Consider the following 15,675-nt stretch of genomic DNA (forward strand, 5'->3'; position numbering starts at 1 on the left):
CGGTGACGACGAGGCGACCGATCGACGCGGTCCGCGGGCGCGGGGCCGGCCCCGCGCCCGCGGACCGCGTCGATCGGTCGCCTCGTCGTCACCGCGTCCAGGAGGTGGCCGCCCGGGCCGGGGCGACGAGGGAGCGCTCGGTGATCCGCGCGGCACCCAGGATGCCGATGCGCAGGGGTTCCGGGCCGGTTTCGCTCATGCGTTCCGTACCTCCTGGAGGGTGACGGGGCGGTGCTCGTGCAGCGACAGTGTGCACGCCTCGGCGATCCAGCCCGCCTCCAGGGCGTCCGCGACCGTGCACGGCGAGGGCCGGGAGCCGGCCACGACATCGGTGAACGCGGTCAGTTCGGCGCGGTAGGCCGCCGCGAAGCGGTCCATGAAGAAGTCGTGGGGAGTACCGGCCGGGAAGGTCACGCCCGGTTCCACCGACCGCAGTGGCAGCTTGTCCTCCAGCCCCACCGCGATGGAGTCCGCGAAGCCGTGGAGCTCCATGCGGACGTCGTGACCCCGGCCGTTGTGACGGCTGTTGGAGACCACCGCGATGGTGCCGTCGTCCAGGGTGAGGACCGCGCCGGTCGTGTCGGCGTCGCCCGCCTCCCTGATGTAGTCGGCGCCCCGGTTGCCGCCGACCGCGTACACCTCGGTCACCTCGCGGCCGGTCACCCAGCGGATGATGTCGAAGTCGTGCACCGAGCAGTCCCGGAAGATGCCCCCGGACGCGGGGATGTACGCGGCCGGCGGCGGCGCCGGGTCCAGCGTGGTCGAGCGCACGGTGTGCAGCTCGCCCAGTTCCCCGGAGCGTACGGCGGCCCGAGCGGCGACGAAGCCGGCGTCGAAGCGGCGGTTGAAGCCGATCTGGACCGGCACGTCACGGCCCTCGACCGCCCGGAGCACCGCCACGCCTTCGGCCATGGTGCGGGCCACCGGCTTCTCGCAGAAGACGGGCACGCCCGCCTCCACACAGGCGACGATCAGCCCCGGGTGGGCGTCGGTCGCGGCGGCGACGACCACGCCGTCCACCCCGGCCGCGAGCAGGGCCTCGGGGGAGTCCGCGACCTCGGCGCCGAACCGTTCGGCGGCGGTCTTCGCGGCGTCCGTGAACGGGTCGGAGACGACGAGGGACCCGACGGTGCCGAGCCCCGACAGGGTCTCGGCGTGGAAGGCGCCGATGCGGCCGAGACCGAGGATTCCGATACGCATGGGGACGTGCTCCTTGGGTGCGTGGTGGTGCGTGGTGGTGCGTACGAGCGGAGGGCGGGGGAGGTCAGTCGAGGCCGCCGAGGACGTTCTGGTCCCAGTCGATCACGGAACCGGTGACCACCCCGGAGCGGTCGGAGAGCAGCAGGGCCACGAAGTCGGCGATCTCGTCCGGTTGGCCGAGCCTGCCCATCGGCAGCCGCGCGGCGGCCTGTTCGCGCCAGTCGTCCCCGGCGCCGTGGAAGGCGCGCTGGGTGGCGTCCTCGCCCTCGGTGGCGGTCCAGCCGATGTTCACGCCGTTGATCCGGATCCGGTCCCAGCGATGGGCGTGCGCCACGTTCCGCGTCAGGCCGATCAGCCCCGCCTTCGCGGCGACGTACGGTGCCAGGAACGGCTGCCCGCCGTGCGCCGACGAGGTGATGATGTTGACGACCGTGCCGGGGGCCGCGCGCCGCATCATGTCCGCGACGGCGGCCTGCATGGCGAAGAACGGCGCCTTGAGGTTGATCGCGATGTGCTGGTCGAACAGTTCGGGTGTGGTGTCGAGCAGTGTCCCGCGTGAGGTCAGGCCGGCGGAGTTGACCAGGCAGTCGATCCGCCCGTACGCCTCCACCACCCGCGCGACACAGGCCTTGGCCTGCTCGGCGTCCGCCAGGTCGGCCCGTACGGACATCGCCTTGCCGCCCGCGGCGGCCAGCTCGGCCACCAGCGCCTCACCGGGCTCCGGGCGCCGCCCGCTCACGGCCACGACCGCCCCCTCGCGGACCGCGGCCCGCGCGACGGCGGCACCGACGCCCTGACTGCCGCCGTTGACGAGGACGACCTTGTCGTCGAGAAGTCCCATGCCTGTGTCCGGTTCCTCTCAGCTCTCGCGCCGCTTGGCGCCGGCCCGCAGTTCGCCCCGCAGGGTCCGGGGGGTCCACCCCTCGCGCAGGGCCCGGCGTACGACATCGGCCTGCGAGGGCGGGGCCAGGCCCTCGACCGGCGGGTCGCTGTCGAGGTTGGTGGGGAAGGGGCAGCCCTCGGCGCTCGCCGCGATCACGTTCTCCAGCCACCGCTCGCCGGCGCCCTCGCCCTGCCGCTTGAGGAGCACCGGGTAGACGGCGCCCGCCACGGCCTCGCGGTCCACCGTCTCCATCGCCCGGCCGAACGCCGAGGACACCTGGAGCAGGTTGGCCATGCGCCGGATGTCCGCCGAGTGGTTGGCGCCGGCGGCGTGGAACAGCGCCGGATTGAAGAACACCGCGTCGCCCTTGGCCAGGGGCAGTTGCACGTGGTGCTCCTCGAAGTACGCCCGGAACTCCGGCAGCCGCCAGGCGAGGTAGCCCGGCTCGTACTTCTGCGAGTGCGGCAGGTACAGCGTGGGCCCGGACTCCACGGGCATGTCGCAGTGCGCCACCGCGCCCTGGAGGGTGAGCACGGGGGAGAGGCGGTGCACATGCGCCGGGTAGGCGGAGGCGACCTCGTTCGAGAGGAAGCCGAGGTGGTAGTCGCGGTGCACGGTCTGCGCCGCGCCGCCCGGGTTGACCACGTTGACCTGGGAGGTGACCTGGTAGCCGGGACCGAGCCAGGCCGAGGAGACCAGGGCGATCACCTCGTTGGCGTAGTAGTCGGCGAACGCCTGCGGGTCGTACAGGGCCGCCTTCTCCAGGGCGTTCCACACCCGGTCGTTGGCGCCCGGCTCGGCGAAGTGGTCACCCGCGGTGGCGCCCGAGGCGCGCTGCTCGGCGATCAGGGCGTCGAACACGGCGGTGGTCCGGTCCACCACCGCCGGGTCGGCGAAGGCCCCGCGGATCACCACGATGCCGGGGCCGTCCGCGAACGCGCGCACCAGCTCGGCCTGTACGGCGCGGCGGTCGGCGAGGGCGAGCCGGTCGGCGTCGTACAGCAGTACGTTCCGCTCGACGGCACTCGCGTGCGGGTGGGCGGCGAGGTCGGTCGGCTGCTCTACCAGTGCGCGGAAGGCGTCGAGGTCGCACTCCCGCTCGGACAGCCAGGCGGTCGGCGCGGGTGTCTGCTGGTGGGTGGAGGCGGACATGGGGTCGTCCCTTCGGGTCACGGAGCGACGCGGCTGGTGTCATTCTTGTCAGTACAAACCCTTCGAACAACCAGCAGGAAGCCATCAAAAACCCCTCAGGAGCCGATGTGGGCCACCCCTTCCCGATCCGGGAAATCGCACGTCAGGCCGGTTTGAGCGAGGCCACGGTGGACCGGGTCCTCAACGGCCGGGGAGGGGTGCGGGAGAGCACCGCGCGGGAGGTGCACCGGGCGATCGCCGACCTGGACCGGCAGCGCACCCAGGTCCGGCTGGTCGGCCGGACGTTCATGGTGGACATCGTGATGCAGTCGCCGGAGCGGTTCTCCACCGCGGTCCGGGCCGCCCTGGAGGCCGAACTGCCCTCCCTGCACCCGGCGGTGGTCCGCTCCCGCTTCCACTTCCGGGAGACGGGCCCGGCGGGGGAACTGGTCGCGCTCCTCGACCGGATCGGCCGGCGCGGCTCCCGGGGCGTGCTCCTCAAGGCACCCGACGTCCCCGAGATCACCGCGGCCGTCGGCCGGCTCGTGGCGGCCGGCGTCCCGGTGGTGACCCTGGTGACGGACCTGCCCACGAGCGCCCGGATCGGCCACGTCGGCAGCGACAACCGCGCGGCGGGCGCGACCGCCGCCTATCTCATGGGGCAGTGGCTGGGCGACCGCCCCGGAAATGTGCTCACCAGCCTCTCCAGCGGCTCCTTCCGCAACGAGGAGGAGCGCGAGATGGGCTTCCGCGGCACCATGCGCGCCCGGCACCCGGGGCGGTCCCTCGTCGAGATCGCCGAGGGACAGGGCCTGGACGCCACGCAGTACGACCTGGTCCGGGCCGCCCTGGAACGCGACCCGGAGATCCGCGCGGTCTACTCGATCGGCGGCGGCAACATCGCCACCCTGCGCGCCTTCGAGGACGCCGGACGCGAGTGCGCCGTGTTCGTCGCGCACGACCTCGACCACGACAACACCCGGCTGCTGCGCGAGCACCGGCTGTCCGCCGTGCTCCACCACGACCTGCGGCACGACCTGCGCGAGGCCTGCCGCCTGGTGATGCGCGCCCACGGCGCCCTGCCGCCCGCCGGGCCCACCCTCCCCTCCGCCGTCCAGGTCGTGACCCCCTACAACATGCCGCCCCCGACGATGGCGGGGTGACGGGCCGGGCGTGTATCCCGCTGGGCGGTGCCGGGTCTGCCTACCGTCGTGCGCATGAGGAATCCGACCCCGGAAGGCGGGCCCGAGCGGCTGATCGCGCTCGCCGACGGCGTGTTCGCCATCGCCATCACCCTGCTCGTCCTGGACGTCTCCGTACCGCGGGGGCTGGACTCCGGGGAATTCCACCGGGCCCTGGGCGACGTGCTGCCCAACCTGGGCGCCTACGCGATCAGCCTGGCGGTGCTGGCCGGCTTCTGGCGCGACCACCGGGCGATCTTCCGCACGGTCCGGCAGGTGGACGGGCAGGTGATCTCGCTGACCGTGCTCGGTCTGGGCCTCGCGGCACTGCTGCCGTTCCCGACCGCGCTGGTCTCCGAGTACGGCGACCAACGCGTTTCGGTGGTCGTCTACGCGGCGGCGGTCGCCTCGCTCGGCGCCGTCCACCTGGCGCTGGCCGCCCTCGTCGCCCGGCGCCCCTGGCTGCGCGGCGGGGCCGCTCCCGTACGGGACGAGAGGCTCTCCGCCATCGACCTGGGGGCGACGGTGGTGGTGTTCCTCGTGACCATTCCGCTGGCCCTGGTCATGGGGCCCGGCGCCATGTGGTGGTGGCTGGTGCCGGTCAAGGTGTGGCTGGGCCGCCGGGCGGACGCGGCCCGCTGACCACCGGTCAGGCCGGCGCGTCCACCGTCACCCAGGCCCCGCTCTCCGCCGACCGCGCCATCGCGTCCAGCACCGTGGCGCTGTGCACGGCGTCGGTGAGAGTGGCGCCGTGCGGGACGCCCTCCGCGACGGAGCGCAGGAAGCGGTACGCCTCGATCACCTTCAGGTCGTCGTAGCCCATGGCGTTCGCGGCACCCGGCTGGAAGGCGCCGAACTCGCCGTGGCCCGGACCGACGTAGACGGTGCTGACGGGCTGGTCCTGGTAGCCGGTGCCCCGGCTGACGCCCAGTTCGTTCATCCGGCGGAAGTCCCAGGACACGGCGCCCTCGGTGCCGTGCACCTCGAAGCCGTAGTTGTTCTGCTCGCCGACCGACACCCGGCAGGCCTCCAGCACCCCTCGCGCACCGGAGGCGAACCGGAGCAGACAGCTGACGTAGTCCTCGTTCTCCACCGGGCCGAGTTCCCCGCCCGCCGCGCGGGAGTGACCGGCCGTGGCGCCCGCCGGACGGGCCCGCTCGGGCACGAAGACCGCCGTGTCCGCGGTCAGCGAGGCGATGTCGCCGAGCAGGAAACGGGCCAGGTCGGCGCCGTGCGAGGCCAGGTCGCCGAGCACTCCGCTGCCCCCGCGCTCCCGCTCGTAGCGCCAGGTCAACGCACCTTCGGGATGAGCCGCGTAGTCGCTGAAGAGCCGGATGCGGACATGCGTGACGGTACCGATGTCACCGGAGGCGATCAGTTCGCGGGCCGCCTCCACGGCGGGCGCGTTGCGGTAGTTGAAGCCGACCGTCCCCTGGACCCCGGCCTCGGCGACCGCGTCCGCGACCGCGCGGGCGTCGTCCGCGCCCAGGCCCACCGGCTTCTCGATCCAGATGTGCTTGCCGGCCTCGGCCATCGCGACACCGATCTCGCGGTGCAGGAAGTTCGGGGCGGTGATGCTGACGGCCCGCACCCGGGGATCGGCGGCCACCTCCCGCCAGTCGCGGGTCGTCGAGGCGAACCCGAACTGCGCGGCGGCCTCCTCGGCCCGGCCCGGCACCTCCTCGGCGACCGTGACCAGCTCAGGACGGAGGGCCAGCTGCGGATAGTGGTGCCGCACGCGTGCGTACGCCTGGGTGTGCACCCGCCCCATCCAGCCGAATCCGACGACGGCGACACCCAGTGCGTCCAGCATGAAAGCCTCTCTCCGGCCCGGTCCGTGTCCTGTCCGCTCACCTTCTGCGGGGACCCGGCGTCATGTCAACCTTTTGACAGGACAATGCACGCGCCGAGGGCGGTCCCCGCAATACGGTGAACAAAATTGTCGACAATCTTGTTTGGCTGGATTTACGTTCGACAGGCACTCACTCAGGGAGGGCAACCATGCCGAACCAAGCCCGTCCGGGCACCGGGGAGCAGGCCAAACAGCTTGCGCTCGGGCAGCTGCGGGAGGCGATCCTGCACGGCGAGATGGCGCCGGCGCAGCGGCTGGTGGAGAACGAACTCGCCGAGCAGTTCGGCGTGACCAGGGCCGGCATCCGGGCCGCGCTGATAGAGCTGGAGACCCAGGGGCTGGTGGAGCGGATCCGCAACCGTGGTTCACGGGTGCGGGTGGTGACCGTGGAGGAAGCGGTCGCCATCACCGAGTGCCGCCTGGTCCTCGAAGGTCTCTGCGCGGCGAAGGCGGCCGCCGCCCTGCTGGTCCCGGTCCGCCGTACCGCGCGCCTCACGCCCGCCGCCGCACAGCCGGCCACCCCGGAACCGGAGCCCGCGGCCCCCGCCGTACGGAGCTGACCGGCTCCCCGATGCGGTACTGTTGACCTGCGTGATCACGCGGTCCACCGCGCGAACCGCATCGGGACGTGGCGCAGCTTGGTAGCGCACTTGACTGGGGGTCAAGGGGTCGCAGGTTCAAATCCTGTCGTCCCGACGGAAGTCGGAAGGGAGCCGTACCGGAATCATCCGGTACGGCTCCCTTCGTCGCGCGTGGGCCGGGGGGCGCCGGTCACCCTCCCCCGAAGGTGACCGGCGCCCCCCGGCCGCTCCCCCGGCGCCGGAAATGGCTCTGGTGTTCGCGGTCGGTGCCGTTACCAGCACATGACCGCCGTCTCGCCCGGACCCCACGCGGAGTACAGGCGGACACGGACGTAATAGCGGCGGCCCTTGACCAGCCGGGCCGCGATGGTCGCGTTGTGCGCGGTTCCTCCGTCGTCGTGGCCGGCGAGGAAGCGGGGTTCCCCGTCCCGCTCCTCGAAGAGCACGACGACCCGGTCGGCGTCACCGAAGGTCCCCACCGTGTAGTCGCGGGTCTCCGGCGGATCGATACGGAAGTCCGCCTGCTCACCGGGGCCCAGACCCAGCGGCACCGAACGGAACGGCACCAGCGGGGGTGGCCGCGGCGGATCGGCCGGCGGGTACCGGCGGAGCACGAACTCCTTGTCGGCGGGGGAGAGGGCGCCGGGCGGGTACACGCCCCCGTGGTACTGCTCCGGCTCCAGGATCAGCCCCGACGGGAACGCGTACTGCATGATCGACTGAGGGTCCCAGACGGAGCCGTTGACCTCGTCCGGGCCGAGCCTGCGCAGGATGTTGTGGTACGTCCTGTCCCGGCTCCAGTGGTTCGGCGGGCCCGCCAGCTCGGCGTACACGGCCTCGTCGTCCCAGTGGATACCGGCGTACGGGCTCTGGTGCTCGTGCAGCATTCCCAGCGCGTGCCCGATCTGGTGCAGGACGGTGGCGCGTTCACCCGGTGCGGTCAGGTCCCAGCCGAAGTTCATGGTGCGCTCGTGCACGCCGACGCGGAGCGCGTCCCTGCCCACGGCCGACCAGGTGCCGTCACCGAGCTGGAACCCGATGCGCAGCTCCGCCTCGGTGCGGTCGCGGACCTCGGCGAACGTCAGGCCCGGCCCGAGCCCCCGCCACTCCTCGAAGCACTCGCGCACGACCTCCCGCTGCTTCTCGGCCCCGCCCCACGGCACCCACCGGGTCCGCCCGGTTCCGGGCACGGCGATCTCCGACCCCGCGGTGTCGCCGCCGAAGAAGCAGTAGTGCAGCACGGTGCCGTTGACCCACAGCCGCCGCCCGCCGATCAGCGCGCCGAGCCGCTCGGCGGCCAGACCCGGCGGATACGCGGGGGCCGGCTGCGGCGGCAGCGAGCAGTGGCGAGCGGTCATGGATCACAGGCTGCCGTGCGGCGGGCCGGGGCGCCTGAGTCGGGGTCTGCTCAAGTGTCCCTGTATCAGGCTTGAGTATCGGTGCTCCTGTTCTCGTGACGACTTCGCGACGGGATGCCACCGGGCCGTACGAGCCGAACGGGAAGGACGCGGCGACCCTTCGGCCGCCCTGGCCGTTCACCGGCCGGGAGGACGAACTCGACCTGGTACGGCGCTCGCTGACCGGCGCGGGGCGCGGCCTCGTGGTGACCGGACCGGCGGGACGGGGCAAGACCCGGCTCGTCACCGAGGCGGTGCGGGGCACCGACCGCGCCCGTGCCACCGGGACGCCGGGGACCCGGCACCTGCCCTTCGCCGCCTTCGCCCCGCTGCTGCCCGAGCCCGTCACCCTGCACCGTGCCCTGCGGCAACTCTCCGGTGTGCGCACGCTGTTCGTCGACGACGCCCATCTGCTCGACGACGCCTCCGCCGCCCTGGTCCACCAGCTCGCCGTGCACGGACGCACCCGGCTGCTGGTCGTCGTCACCGACGGCGAGCCGGTGCCCGCCGCCGTGTCCCGGCTGTGGACCGGGGAACTGCTGCCCCGGCTCGCCCTGCCGCCGCTGTCCCGGGAGGACACCGCGCGGCTGCTCTCGGCGGGTGCGGGGCCCACCCCGGAGCCGCTCACCGCGAACCGGCTGCACCGCCTGTGCGACGGGGACCTGCGGCTGCTGCGGGACCTCCTGGCCGCGGTGCGCGAACACGGCCGGCTCACCGGGGTCCCGGGCACCTGGGAATGGCGAGGCCCGCTGCCACTGACCCCGGCCGTACGCGAACGCACCACCCACCTCCTGGACCGCGCCCGCCCCGGGGAACGCGAGACGCTCGACCGCCTCGCCTTCGCCGGACCCCTGCCGCTCGACGGGGACGACCTGGACCTCACCGTCCTGGAACACCTGGAGACCGCGGGCCTGGTCCACGTCGACGACCACGGCGGTATCCGCCTCGCCCACCCCCTGCACGGCCCGGTCCTCCGGGCCGCGGCCGGCCGGCTGCGCGCCCGCCGGCTCGCCCGCACACCCGAGGAGTGCGCCCCCGCCCTGGACGCCGAGTCGGCGGAGCTGACCCGGCGGATCGAACGGGCCGACGTGGCGGCGGTACCGGCGCCCGTCGGGGACTGGCTCGTGGGGGAGGGGATGCCGGTCCCGGCCGGGTACGCGGCCCTGCGCGCCCGGTACGCGCGGCTGCGCGGCGCACTGCGGGAGGCGGCCGCATGGGCACGCGAGGGCCTGCGCACCGCCCCCGCAGACCCGGCCTGCCGCGCGGAACTCACCCGCGCGGAGGGGACTCCCGGAGAGCACGGCGACCCGTACGACGCCGTACGCCTCGGCACCCCCGAACGGGCCGCCGGCCGGCTCACCGGCGTCTTCGCCGACCACGCCGACGCCCTCGCGCGGGCCGACGGACCCGCACTGGACCGGGTGGGCGAGGAGTTCGAGCGGCGCGGCTTCCTGCTGTTCGCCGCGGAGGCGCACGCCCAGGCCGTCTCCGCCCACCGGGAACCGCACGCCGCCCGCACCGCGCGCACGCGTGCGGTCGCTCTCGCCCGACGCTGCGAAGACGCCCACACGCCGGCGCTTGCGGGCCTGGTTCTGGGTGAACTCACCGCGCGGCAGAGGCAGATCGTCACGCTGGCCGCAGCGGGTCTGAGCAACCGGCAGATCGCGGAACGCCTCACCCTTTCCGTTCGCACGGTGGGCAATCACCTGTACGGGGCGTACACGCGGTTGGGTGCTGCTTTGCCCCGTCAGACTGCCTGACAGCGGCTGCGGGTGGGCCGTGGCTGCTCGCGCCCACGCGGCGGAGCCGCATATCGACACAGTCCCGCGCCCCTTTAGGCCGGTGCAGCCGACCCACCTGAAGGGGCGCGGGGAACTGCGCGAGCAACCACGACTCACCCGCAGCCGCCCACGGCGGGATCACGCCGCCCCGAACGCGGTGAAGGCCCACCCCGTGGCCCGGTGCAACGCATCGGCCGGAAGGCCGGCACGGGCATCGCGCAAGGCCTCCGCCAAGGAGAGCCCGGTGTCGAGGGCCTTGTGGAGGGCGACCATCAGGGGGACCACCGCGGCATCGTTGACGGGGGCACTGCACGCCACCACCCCCGCCGTGCCCAGCGGCAGCAACGCCGTGACCAGGCCGAGAAGTTCGTCGGCGCCCACCGTGGCGAACCGTGCGGTGTCGCAGCAGGACAGGATGATGCGGTACGGGCTGCGGTCCAGCCGCTCGAAGTCGTGCACGATCAGCGGTCCGTCGGCCATCCGCAGGGACGAGAACAGCGGGCCGTCCGCGCGGAACGCGCCGTGCGCGGCGATGTGCGCCAGTCCCGCCCCGTCCAGCTCCCGCAGCACGCGCGGCACCGTCGCGTCGTCGTACTCCAGGACGGTCGCACCGCCGTAGCGGTCGGCCAGCTCGGACACCTCCGCGCCGCCCGTCGCCAGACCCGGACCGCGTACCAGCACCTGGCGGCCCCCGGGCGGCGGCACCGTCTCCTTCGCGCGCAGCCAGCTGCTCGCCGACGGCGACACGCTCAGCACCCGCTCCCGCAGCGAGGGCAGCAGCGCCCACGGCACCCGGTGCAGCCGCCCCGGCGGCACGATCACCACCGGGCCGTCACCGAGATGCGCCGCGGCCGGACCCAGCAGCAGCTCCTCCAGCCGCCGGCCCGCGGCCTCCACCACCGGCAGCCGCGCCTGCGCCCCCGGATGCGCCAGCCGCCGCAGCCCCGCCTGCACATGCTCGGCCTCGGTCTCCGCCGCCGCCAGCAGCCCTGCCTCGAACCGCCGCACCCGTCCCCGCCCGCACAGCAGCACCTGCACCCGTCCGTCGAGCACGGCCAGCTCCACCAGCTGCCCGTCGTCACTGTCACCCAGCCGCCCGAGCAGCCGGCCGACGTCGAAGCGGTCCCCGTCGTCGGGGGCCTCGCCGCGCATGTGCAGCGTCCGGGAACGGATCTCCCGTTCCAGTCGCCGCTGGTCCCGCTCCAGGGCCGGCACCGGCTTGCCCTCCATGCGGGCCTCCTCCGCGCGGGCGGCGATCTCCCGGTAGGCGGTCATGCCGCTGAGCAGCGCCGGGTCGGCCGGCGGCCGGGTGGGCGGTGCGGACAGCGCGGTGGCCCGCCAGCGTTCGCTCCACACCAGCAGCCGTCGCGGCCCGCCCGAGACCAGACTGGCCTTCTGCGCGAGGGCGGCCAGCTCCGCGCCCTGCGCGGTGGCGCGGGCCCGCAGCTCGGAGGCGCCCAGCGTCATCCGGTGGTCGTCGAGCACGTCGAGACCGCGCCGGCAGGCCTCCAGCACGCCCCGCTCGGAACCGGCGGCCCGCGCGCGCAGCGCCTGCGCCGCCCAGCCCGTCATCCGCGCGAGCGGCGGCCCGCCGTGTCTGCTCCGCGCGGCGACCGCGAGATGCCGCTCCGCGTCCGCCGTCCAGCCCAGGTCCAGTGCGATCCGGCCCGTGAGCAGGGACGCCTCCGGGGCGGCCGGGGCGCCGAGCGCGGCCAGCTTCTCCGCCACCGCCGCCGCGTCCGCGACCAGCCGGCCCGAACCGCGTCCGGCCGCGTGCCGGGCCCCGATCAGCACCAGCCGCGCGTGCGTCTCCCACCAGATGCGCCGCTGCCCCGCGAACAGCCGCACCGCGAGCGCCGCGCGGGCGATCGCGGTCCCCGGCTCGCCGGCCAGCCGGGCCGCCCGCGCGGCGGCCAGCAGCAGTTCCGCCTTGCGCGTGGACTGCCCGCCGATCCCGTCCAGCGCCCGGAGCGCCGCGTCCGCCTCGGCCAGCGCCTCCGCGGCGAGACCGGCCGCCATCAGCACCTCGCAGCGCCGGATGTTCAGCATGAACGTCGGCGTGCCGAGCTTGGCGTACCGCTCCTCCGCCTCGTCGAGCAGCCGCAGCGCCGCCGGGACGTCACCCGAACGGAACGCGGCCAGCCCCCGGCTCTCCACCGCGTCCGCCTTGTCGTGCTCCTGGCCGGTGGTGTCCCACAGCGCCTCGGCCGCCGTGAAGTCGGCGTCCGCCCGCTCCACCGAACCCAGCGCCAGATGCACCGTCGCCCGCAGCGTCAGCGCCCGCGCCGTCCAGATCACGTCCTCGGCCTGCCGCAGTACGGGAATGGCCCGCCGTACGTCCTCCAGGGCCTCCTTGTGATGGCCCAGCACCCACCACGAGTACGCCCGGCGGAACAGCACCCGCGCGCGGGTGTGTCCGGTGCCGCGCTCGACGCCCCGCCGCAGCGCGTCCATGCCCTGCCGGGTGCGCCCCGCGTGCACCAGCGCGACCCCGAGCGTGGCGAGGACGTCCGCCTCCCGCTCGGCCGAGTCCGCGCGCGCCGCCCAGGCCCGGGCCCGCCGCAGATGGGCCAGGGCCAGCCGCATGTCGCCGAAGTCCCGCTGCCAGATGCCGATCACCTGATGGGCGACGGAGGCGTGCAGGGGCGGTGGACGGTCGCCCAGTACCTCTTCCGCCCTCGCCAACGCCTCACCCGGGGCGGCGAACACCATCGGCAGCAGTTCCAGCACCGTGTCGCTTCCCGCTGTCACCCCACGATGGTAGTGGTCCGCAACCACGCCTCACAGGTGTCACGTTGTATCAAACACCCGCTCCACGACTCTGCATACACGACAGCTCCGCGGCACCGGCCGCCGTCGCACCAGTGGAGGACATGCCATGGCACCACAGCGATTCCGCGAGCAGTTCGCACAGATCCAGCGCTCGATGCCCGGCGTCCCCCTGGCGATGGGGCCGGACGACGCGGGCGAGTTCCTCTACGAGAAGGGTGTGGTCCTCGCCCGTGACGGAGAGGAGGCCCGCGTCGTCGAGGACACCGTGCGACAGCACTTCACCACGTTCGCCGGTCTCCCCCCGGACCAGGTGCGCCGGACGGGTCCGGGCACCAACCGCTCGGGCATCACCCGCATCCGGGTCGCCGACCCCGGCCAGGGCGACGGCAGCGGCGACCCGGCGGTCGCGGGAGCGCTGCGTGCCCTGTCGTCCGCCGAGGGCCGTGCCGGACGCCGGCTGATCAGCCGCAACCACGTGGTGTCGATCGCCGTCAACGCCTGTCCGGGCGACGAGCCCGTGCCCGTACCGCGAGGCACACGGCCCAACCCGGCCACCGCCGACGCCGTCCACGACCCGGACACCGCCGTCGCCGTGCTCGTCATCGACACCGGACTCATGCACGACCACCGCTCCTACCCGCTGCTCGCGCACACCCGGGGCGACGCCCAGGCCGAGGAGTGCGGCGACGACGGCGTGCTGAAGCAGTACTGCGGGCACGGCACGTTCATCGCCGGGCTGGTCGCCGCCGTCGCCCCCGGCACCGACATCACCGTCCGCGGCACGCTGAACGACGCGGGCGCCATCCTGGAGTCCGAGTTCGGCGAGAAGCTCTTCGAAGCGGTCGACCAAGGCGGCTGGCCCGACGTCATCAGCCTCTCCGCCGGAACCTCCAACGGCCGTACCGACGGACTCCTCGGCGTCGACGCCTTCATGCGGGAACTGCGCGAGCAGCCCACCCTGCTGGTCGCCGCCGCCGGTAACAACGGCAGCGCCACACCCTTCTGGCCCGCCGCCTACGCCGATCTGCCCGGCTACGAGAACGCCGTGCTGTCCGTCGGCGCGCTGCGCGGGGACGGCGAGTTCGGCGCCTGCTTCAGCAACCACGGCGGCTGGGTGAAGGCCTATGCGCCCGGTGAGCGTCTCGTCAGCGCCCTCACCGGCTTCGAGACGCCCGTCCCCTACGTGTACCAGCACTCCACCTACGACGCCTGCCGCTACGGCTTCACGTACGCCTGCACGTGTCACGACCCGCGCCACACCGGCGTACTGAGCGAGGACGGCGGCTCCGGCAAGCCGGACCAGGTGATGTTCGAGGGGCTCGCCCAGTGGAGCGGGACCTCGTTCGCCACCCCCGTCGCCGTCGGCATGGTCGCCGCCCACATGACCGCGCAGGCGGAGACCGACCCGCGCAAGGCCCGCCGGCAACTGCTCGACGCCAACTCCGAGTACGCGCAAGTGCGCGGGGCGCACGTCCCGGCGCTCCTTCCACCCACCTGGCGCCCGGTGCGGGTCTCACCACCCTCGGCACGGGCATGAGGACCGGAGCCGTCCCCTCCACGGCGTACGATGACGTGCCGTACACGAGGGGTGGGACCGTGGAGCGTACTGAGGTCGGCGCGTTGGTCCGGTCCGCTGTCGACGGCGACGCGGCGGCCTGGAAGGCGATCGTGGAAGGGCTGGGCCCACTGGTGTGGTCCGTGGTGCGCGCGCACCGGCTCTCCGACGCCGACGCGCACGAGGTCTACCAGACGGTGTGGTTCCGTTTCGCCCAGCACCTGGGGCGGATCCGGGAACCCGACAAGACGGGCTCCTGGCTGGCCAGTACCGCGCGGCACGAGTGCCTGAAGGTGCACAGGAACGCGCGCCGGCTGATGCTGACGGACGATCCGCAGCTGCTGGACCGGGTCAGCGAGGACGGTGCGCCGGAACAGTCGCTGCTGGAGACGGAGGAGGCGGCGGCGCAGAGCGAACGCGTGCGGCGGCTGTGGCAGGAGTTCGAGGAACTGGGCGATCGGTGCAGGCAGTTGCTGCGGGTGCTGATCGCCTCGCCGCCGCCCAGTTATCAGGAGGTGTCCGCCGCGCTGGACATCGCGGTGGGCAGCATCGGGCCGCTGCGCCAGCGCTGTCTGCGCCGGCTGCGGGCCCGGCTCGAGGCACGGGGGGCGACGTGAACGACAGGAACGACAGGAACGACAGGAACGACGACGCGGGATTCGACGAGGACTTCGACACCGGGCCGCTGGAGGAGGAACTCCGGCGGGCGGCAGCCGTCCTGGACCCGCTGCCTCCCGCCCTGCTGCAGATCGCCGTCGACGCCTACGCGCTGCACGACCTCGATGCCCGCGTGGCCGAGCTGACCTTCGACTCGCTGGTCGACGCCATCCCGGTCAGGGGAGCGACGGACGTGCCGCGCATGCTCACCTTCACCGCCGGCGAGGTGACGCTGGACGTCGAGGTGACCGAGGAGGGACTGATGGGCCAGGTGCTGCCGCCCCGGCCGGCCCGCATCGAGGTACTCGGCGGTCCGCAGACCACCGCCCCGCTCACCGTCGACGACCTGGGCCGCTTCACCACCGTCACCCCGCCCTCCGGTCCCTTCGCCCTGCGCCTGCGCACCGACGACGACGTGGTCGTCACGGAGTGGCTCCGCGCCTGAGCGCGCCGGGGGCGGGCCCGCGGCTTCGGAGGACCTCGCCCCCACGCGGTGCGCGTCGTCGCGCGGGAACACCGCGCGACGAACCGCAGCCGCCCCGTGGCGGGAGCGTACTGCTCGCCGTTCCGGCGCGGGGCGCGTCGGCCCGCCGTGCGTCCGGACGCACGCCACCGCAGACCCGTCCGGCCGCCGGGCGCCGTGCCTCCGGGCCCGGGAACCGGTCCGGCCGCGTGACACGGCCGT

12 protein-coding genes, 1 tRNA gene and 1 pseudogene are annotated in these 15,675 nt (G+C 73.9%); 8 read left to right on the top strand and 6 right to left on the bottom strand.

Annotation, left to right across the window (positions count from 1 at the left end):
- Positions 1-195: 195 nt before the first annotated feature.
- The 3 genes from ACH4VX_RS11985 to ACH4VX_RS11995 all read right to left on the bottom strand — a co-directional run bounded on the left by ACH4VX_RS11985 (position 196) and on the right by ACH4VX_RS11995 (position 3,235).
- Entirely contained in the window at positions 196-1,200 is a 1,005-nt protein-coding gene (locus tag ACH4VX_RS11985) for a Gfo/Idh/MocA family oxidoreductase (protein WP_398367251.1), read from the bottom strand.
- 64 nt (positions 1,201-1,264) lie between these two features.
- Positions 1,265-2,041 (bottom strand): SDR family oxidoreductase, encoded by a 777-nt coding sequence (locus ACH4VX_RS11990; protein ID WP_398367252.1) that lies wholly within the window; start codon positions 2,039-2,041, stop codon positions 1,265-1,267.
- Positions 2,042-2,059: 18 nt separating this feature from the next.
- Complete coding sequence (locus ACH4VX_RS11995) at positions 2,060-3,235, bottom strand: phytanoyl-CoA dioxygenase family protein (protein ID WP_398367253.1); 1,176 nt, start codon at positions 3,233-3,235, stop codon at positions 2,060-2,062.
- Between the two features lie 107 nt (positions 3,236-3,342).
- Between ACH4VX_RS11995 and ACH4VX_RS12000 the strand changes: the two genes are divergently transcribed.
- Positions 3,343-4,377, top strand: coding sequence for a LacI family DNA-binding transcriptional regulator (locus ACH4VX_RS12000; protein WP_398367254.1), 1,035 nt, complete (start codon positions 3,343-3,345; stop codon positions 4,375-4,377).
- 54 nt (positions 4,378-4,431) lie between these two features.
- Positions 4,432-5,037 (top strand): TMEM175 family protein, encoded by a 606-nt coding sequence (locus ACH4VX_RS12005; protein WP_398367255.1) that lies wholly within the window; start codon positions 4,432-4,434, stop codon positions 5,035-5,037.
- Between the two features lie 7 nt (positions 5,038-5,044).
- Here ACH4VX_RS12005 and ACH4VX_RS12010 read toward each other — a convergent pair whose 3' ends face one another.
- Complete coding sequence (locus ACH4VX_RS12010; RefSeq protein WP_398367256.1) at positions 5,045-6,208, bottom strand: Gfo/Idh/MocA family protein; 1,164 nt, start codon at positions 6,206-6,208, stop codon at positions 5,045-5,047.
- 188 nt (positions 6,209-6,396) lie between these two features.
- Here ACH4VX_RS12010 and ACH4VX_RS12015 point away from each other — a divergent pair.
- Together ACH4VX_RS12015 and ACH4VX_RS12020 are read left to right on the top strand one after the other, a co-directional pair.
- Positions 6,397-6,708, top strand: a pseudogene (locus ACH4VX_RS12015) (GntR family transcriptional regulator); the annotation flags it as partial.
- 161 nt (positions 6,709-6,869) lie between these two features.
- Positions 6,870-6,943, top strand: a tRNA-Pro gene (locus tag ACH4VX_RS12020).
- A 157-nt stretch (positions 6,944-7,100) separates the two neighbouring features.
- On the opposite strand, the gene ACH4VX_RS12025 is transcribed toward ACH4VX_RS12020, so the two are convergent.
- On the bottom strand, positions 7,101-8,186 hold the full coding sequence (locus ACH4VX_RS12025; protein ID WP_398367257.1) for a M12 family metallopeptidase: 1,086 nt from the start codon (positions 8,184-8,186) through the stop codon (positions 7,101-7,103).
- Positions 8,187-8,281: 95 nt separating this feature from the next.
- Between ACH4VX_RS12025 and ACH4VX_RS12030 the strand changes: the two genes are divergently transcribed.
- On the top strand, positions 8,282-9,985 hold the full coding sequence (locus ACH4VX_RS12030) for a LuxR C-terminal-related transcriptional regulator (RefSeq protein ID WP_398367258.1): 1,704 nt from the start codon (positions 8,282-8,284) through the stop codon (positions 9,983-9,985).
- Positions 9,986-10,144: 159 nt separating this feature from the next.
- On the opposite strand, the gene ACH4VX_RS12035 is transcribed toward ACH4VX_RS12030, so the two are convergent.
- A complete protein-coding gene (locus ACH4VX_RS12035; protein WP_398367335.1) occupies positions 10,145-12,718 on the bottom strand; it encodes a CHAT domain-containing protein in 2,574 nt (857 codons plus the stop codon).
- 166 nt (positions 12,719-12,884) lie between these two features.
- Here ACH4VX_RS12035 and ACH4VX_RS12040 point away from each other — a divergent pair, with 166 nt between their 5' ends.
- From ACH4VX_RS12040 to ACH4VX_RS12050, 3 genes are read left to right on the top strand one after another with little or no spacing between them, the layout of a single operon-like run.
- The gene (locus ACH4VX_RS12040) at positions 12,885-14,315 is read left to right on the top strand and encodes a S8/S53 family peptidase (RefSeq protein ID WP_398367259.1); all 1,431 of its coding nucleotides are present in this window, start codon (positions 12,885-12,887) and stop codon (positions 14,313-14,315) included.
- Between the two features lie 59 nt (positions 14,316-14,374).
- Positions 14,375-14,950 carry an RNA polymerase sigma factor gene (locus ACH4VX_RS12045; protein ID WP_398367260.1) on the top strand — a complete coding sequence of 192 codons (576 nt, stop codon included), beginning with the start codon at positions 14,375-14,377 and terminating at the stop codon, positions 14,948-14,950.
- Entirely contained in the window at positions 14,947-15,435 is a 489-nt protein-coding gene (locus ACH4VX_RS12050) for a hypothetical protein (protein WP_398367261.1), read from the top strand. The genes ACH4VX_RS12045 and ACH4VX_RS12050 overlap by 4 nt, the downstream gene beginning before the upstream one ends.
- Positions 15,436-15,675 lie beyond the last annotated feature (240 nt).

It is taken from the genome of Streptomyces sp. NPDC020731 (assembly GCF_044334705.1).
In the GTDB taxonomy this organism is placed as follows: domain Bacteria; phylum Actinomycetota; class Actinomycetes; order Streptomycetales; family Streptomycetaceae; genus Streptomyces.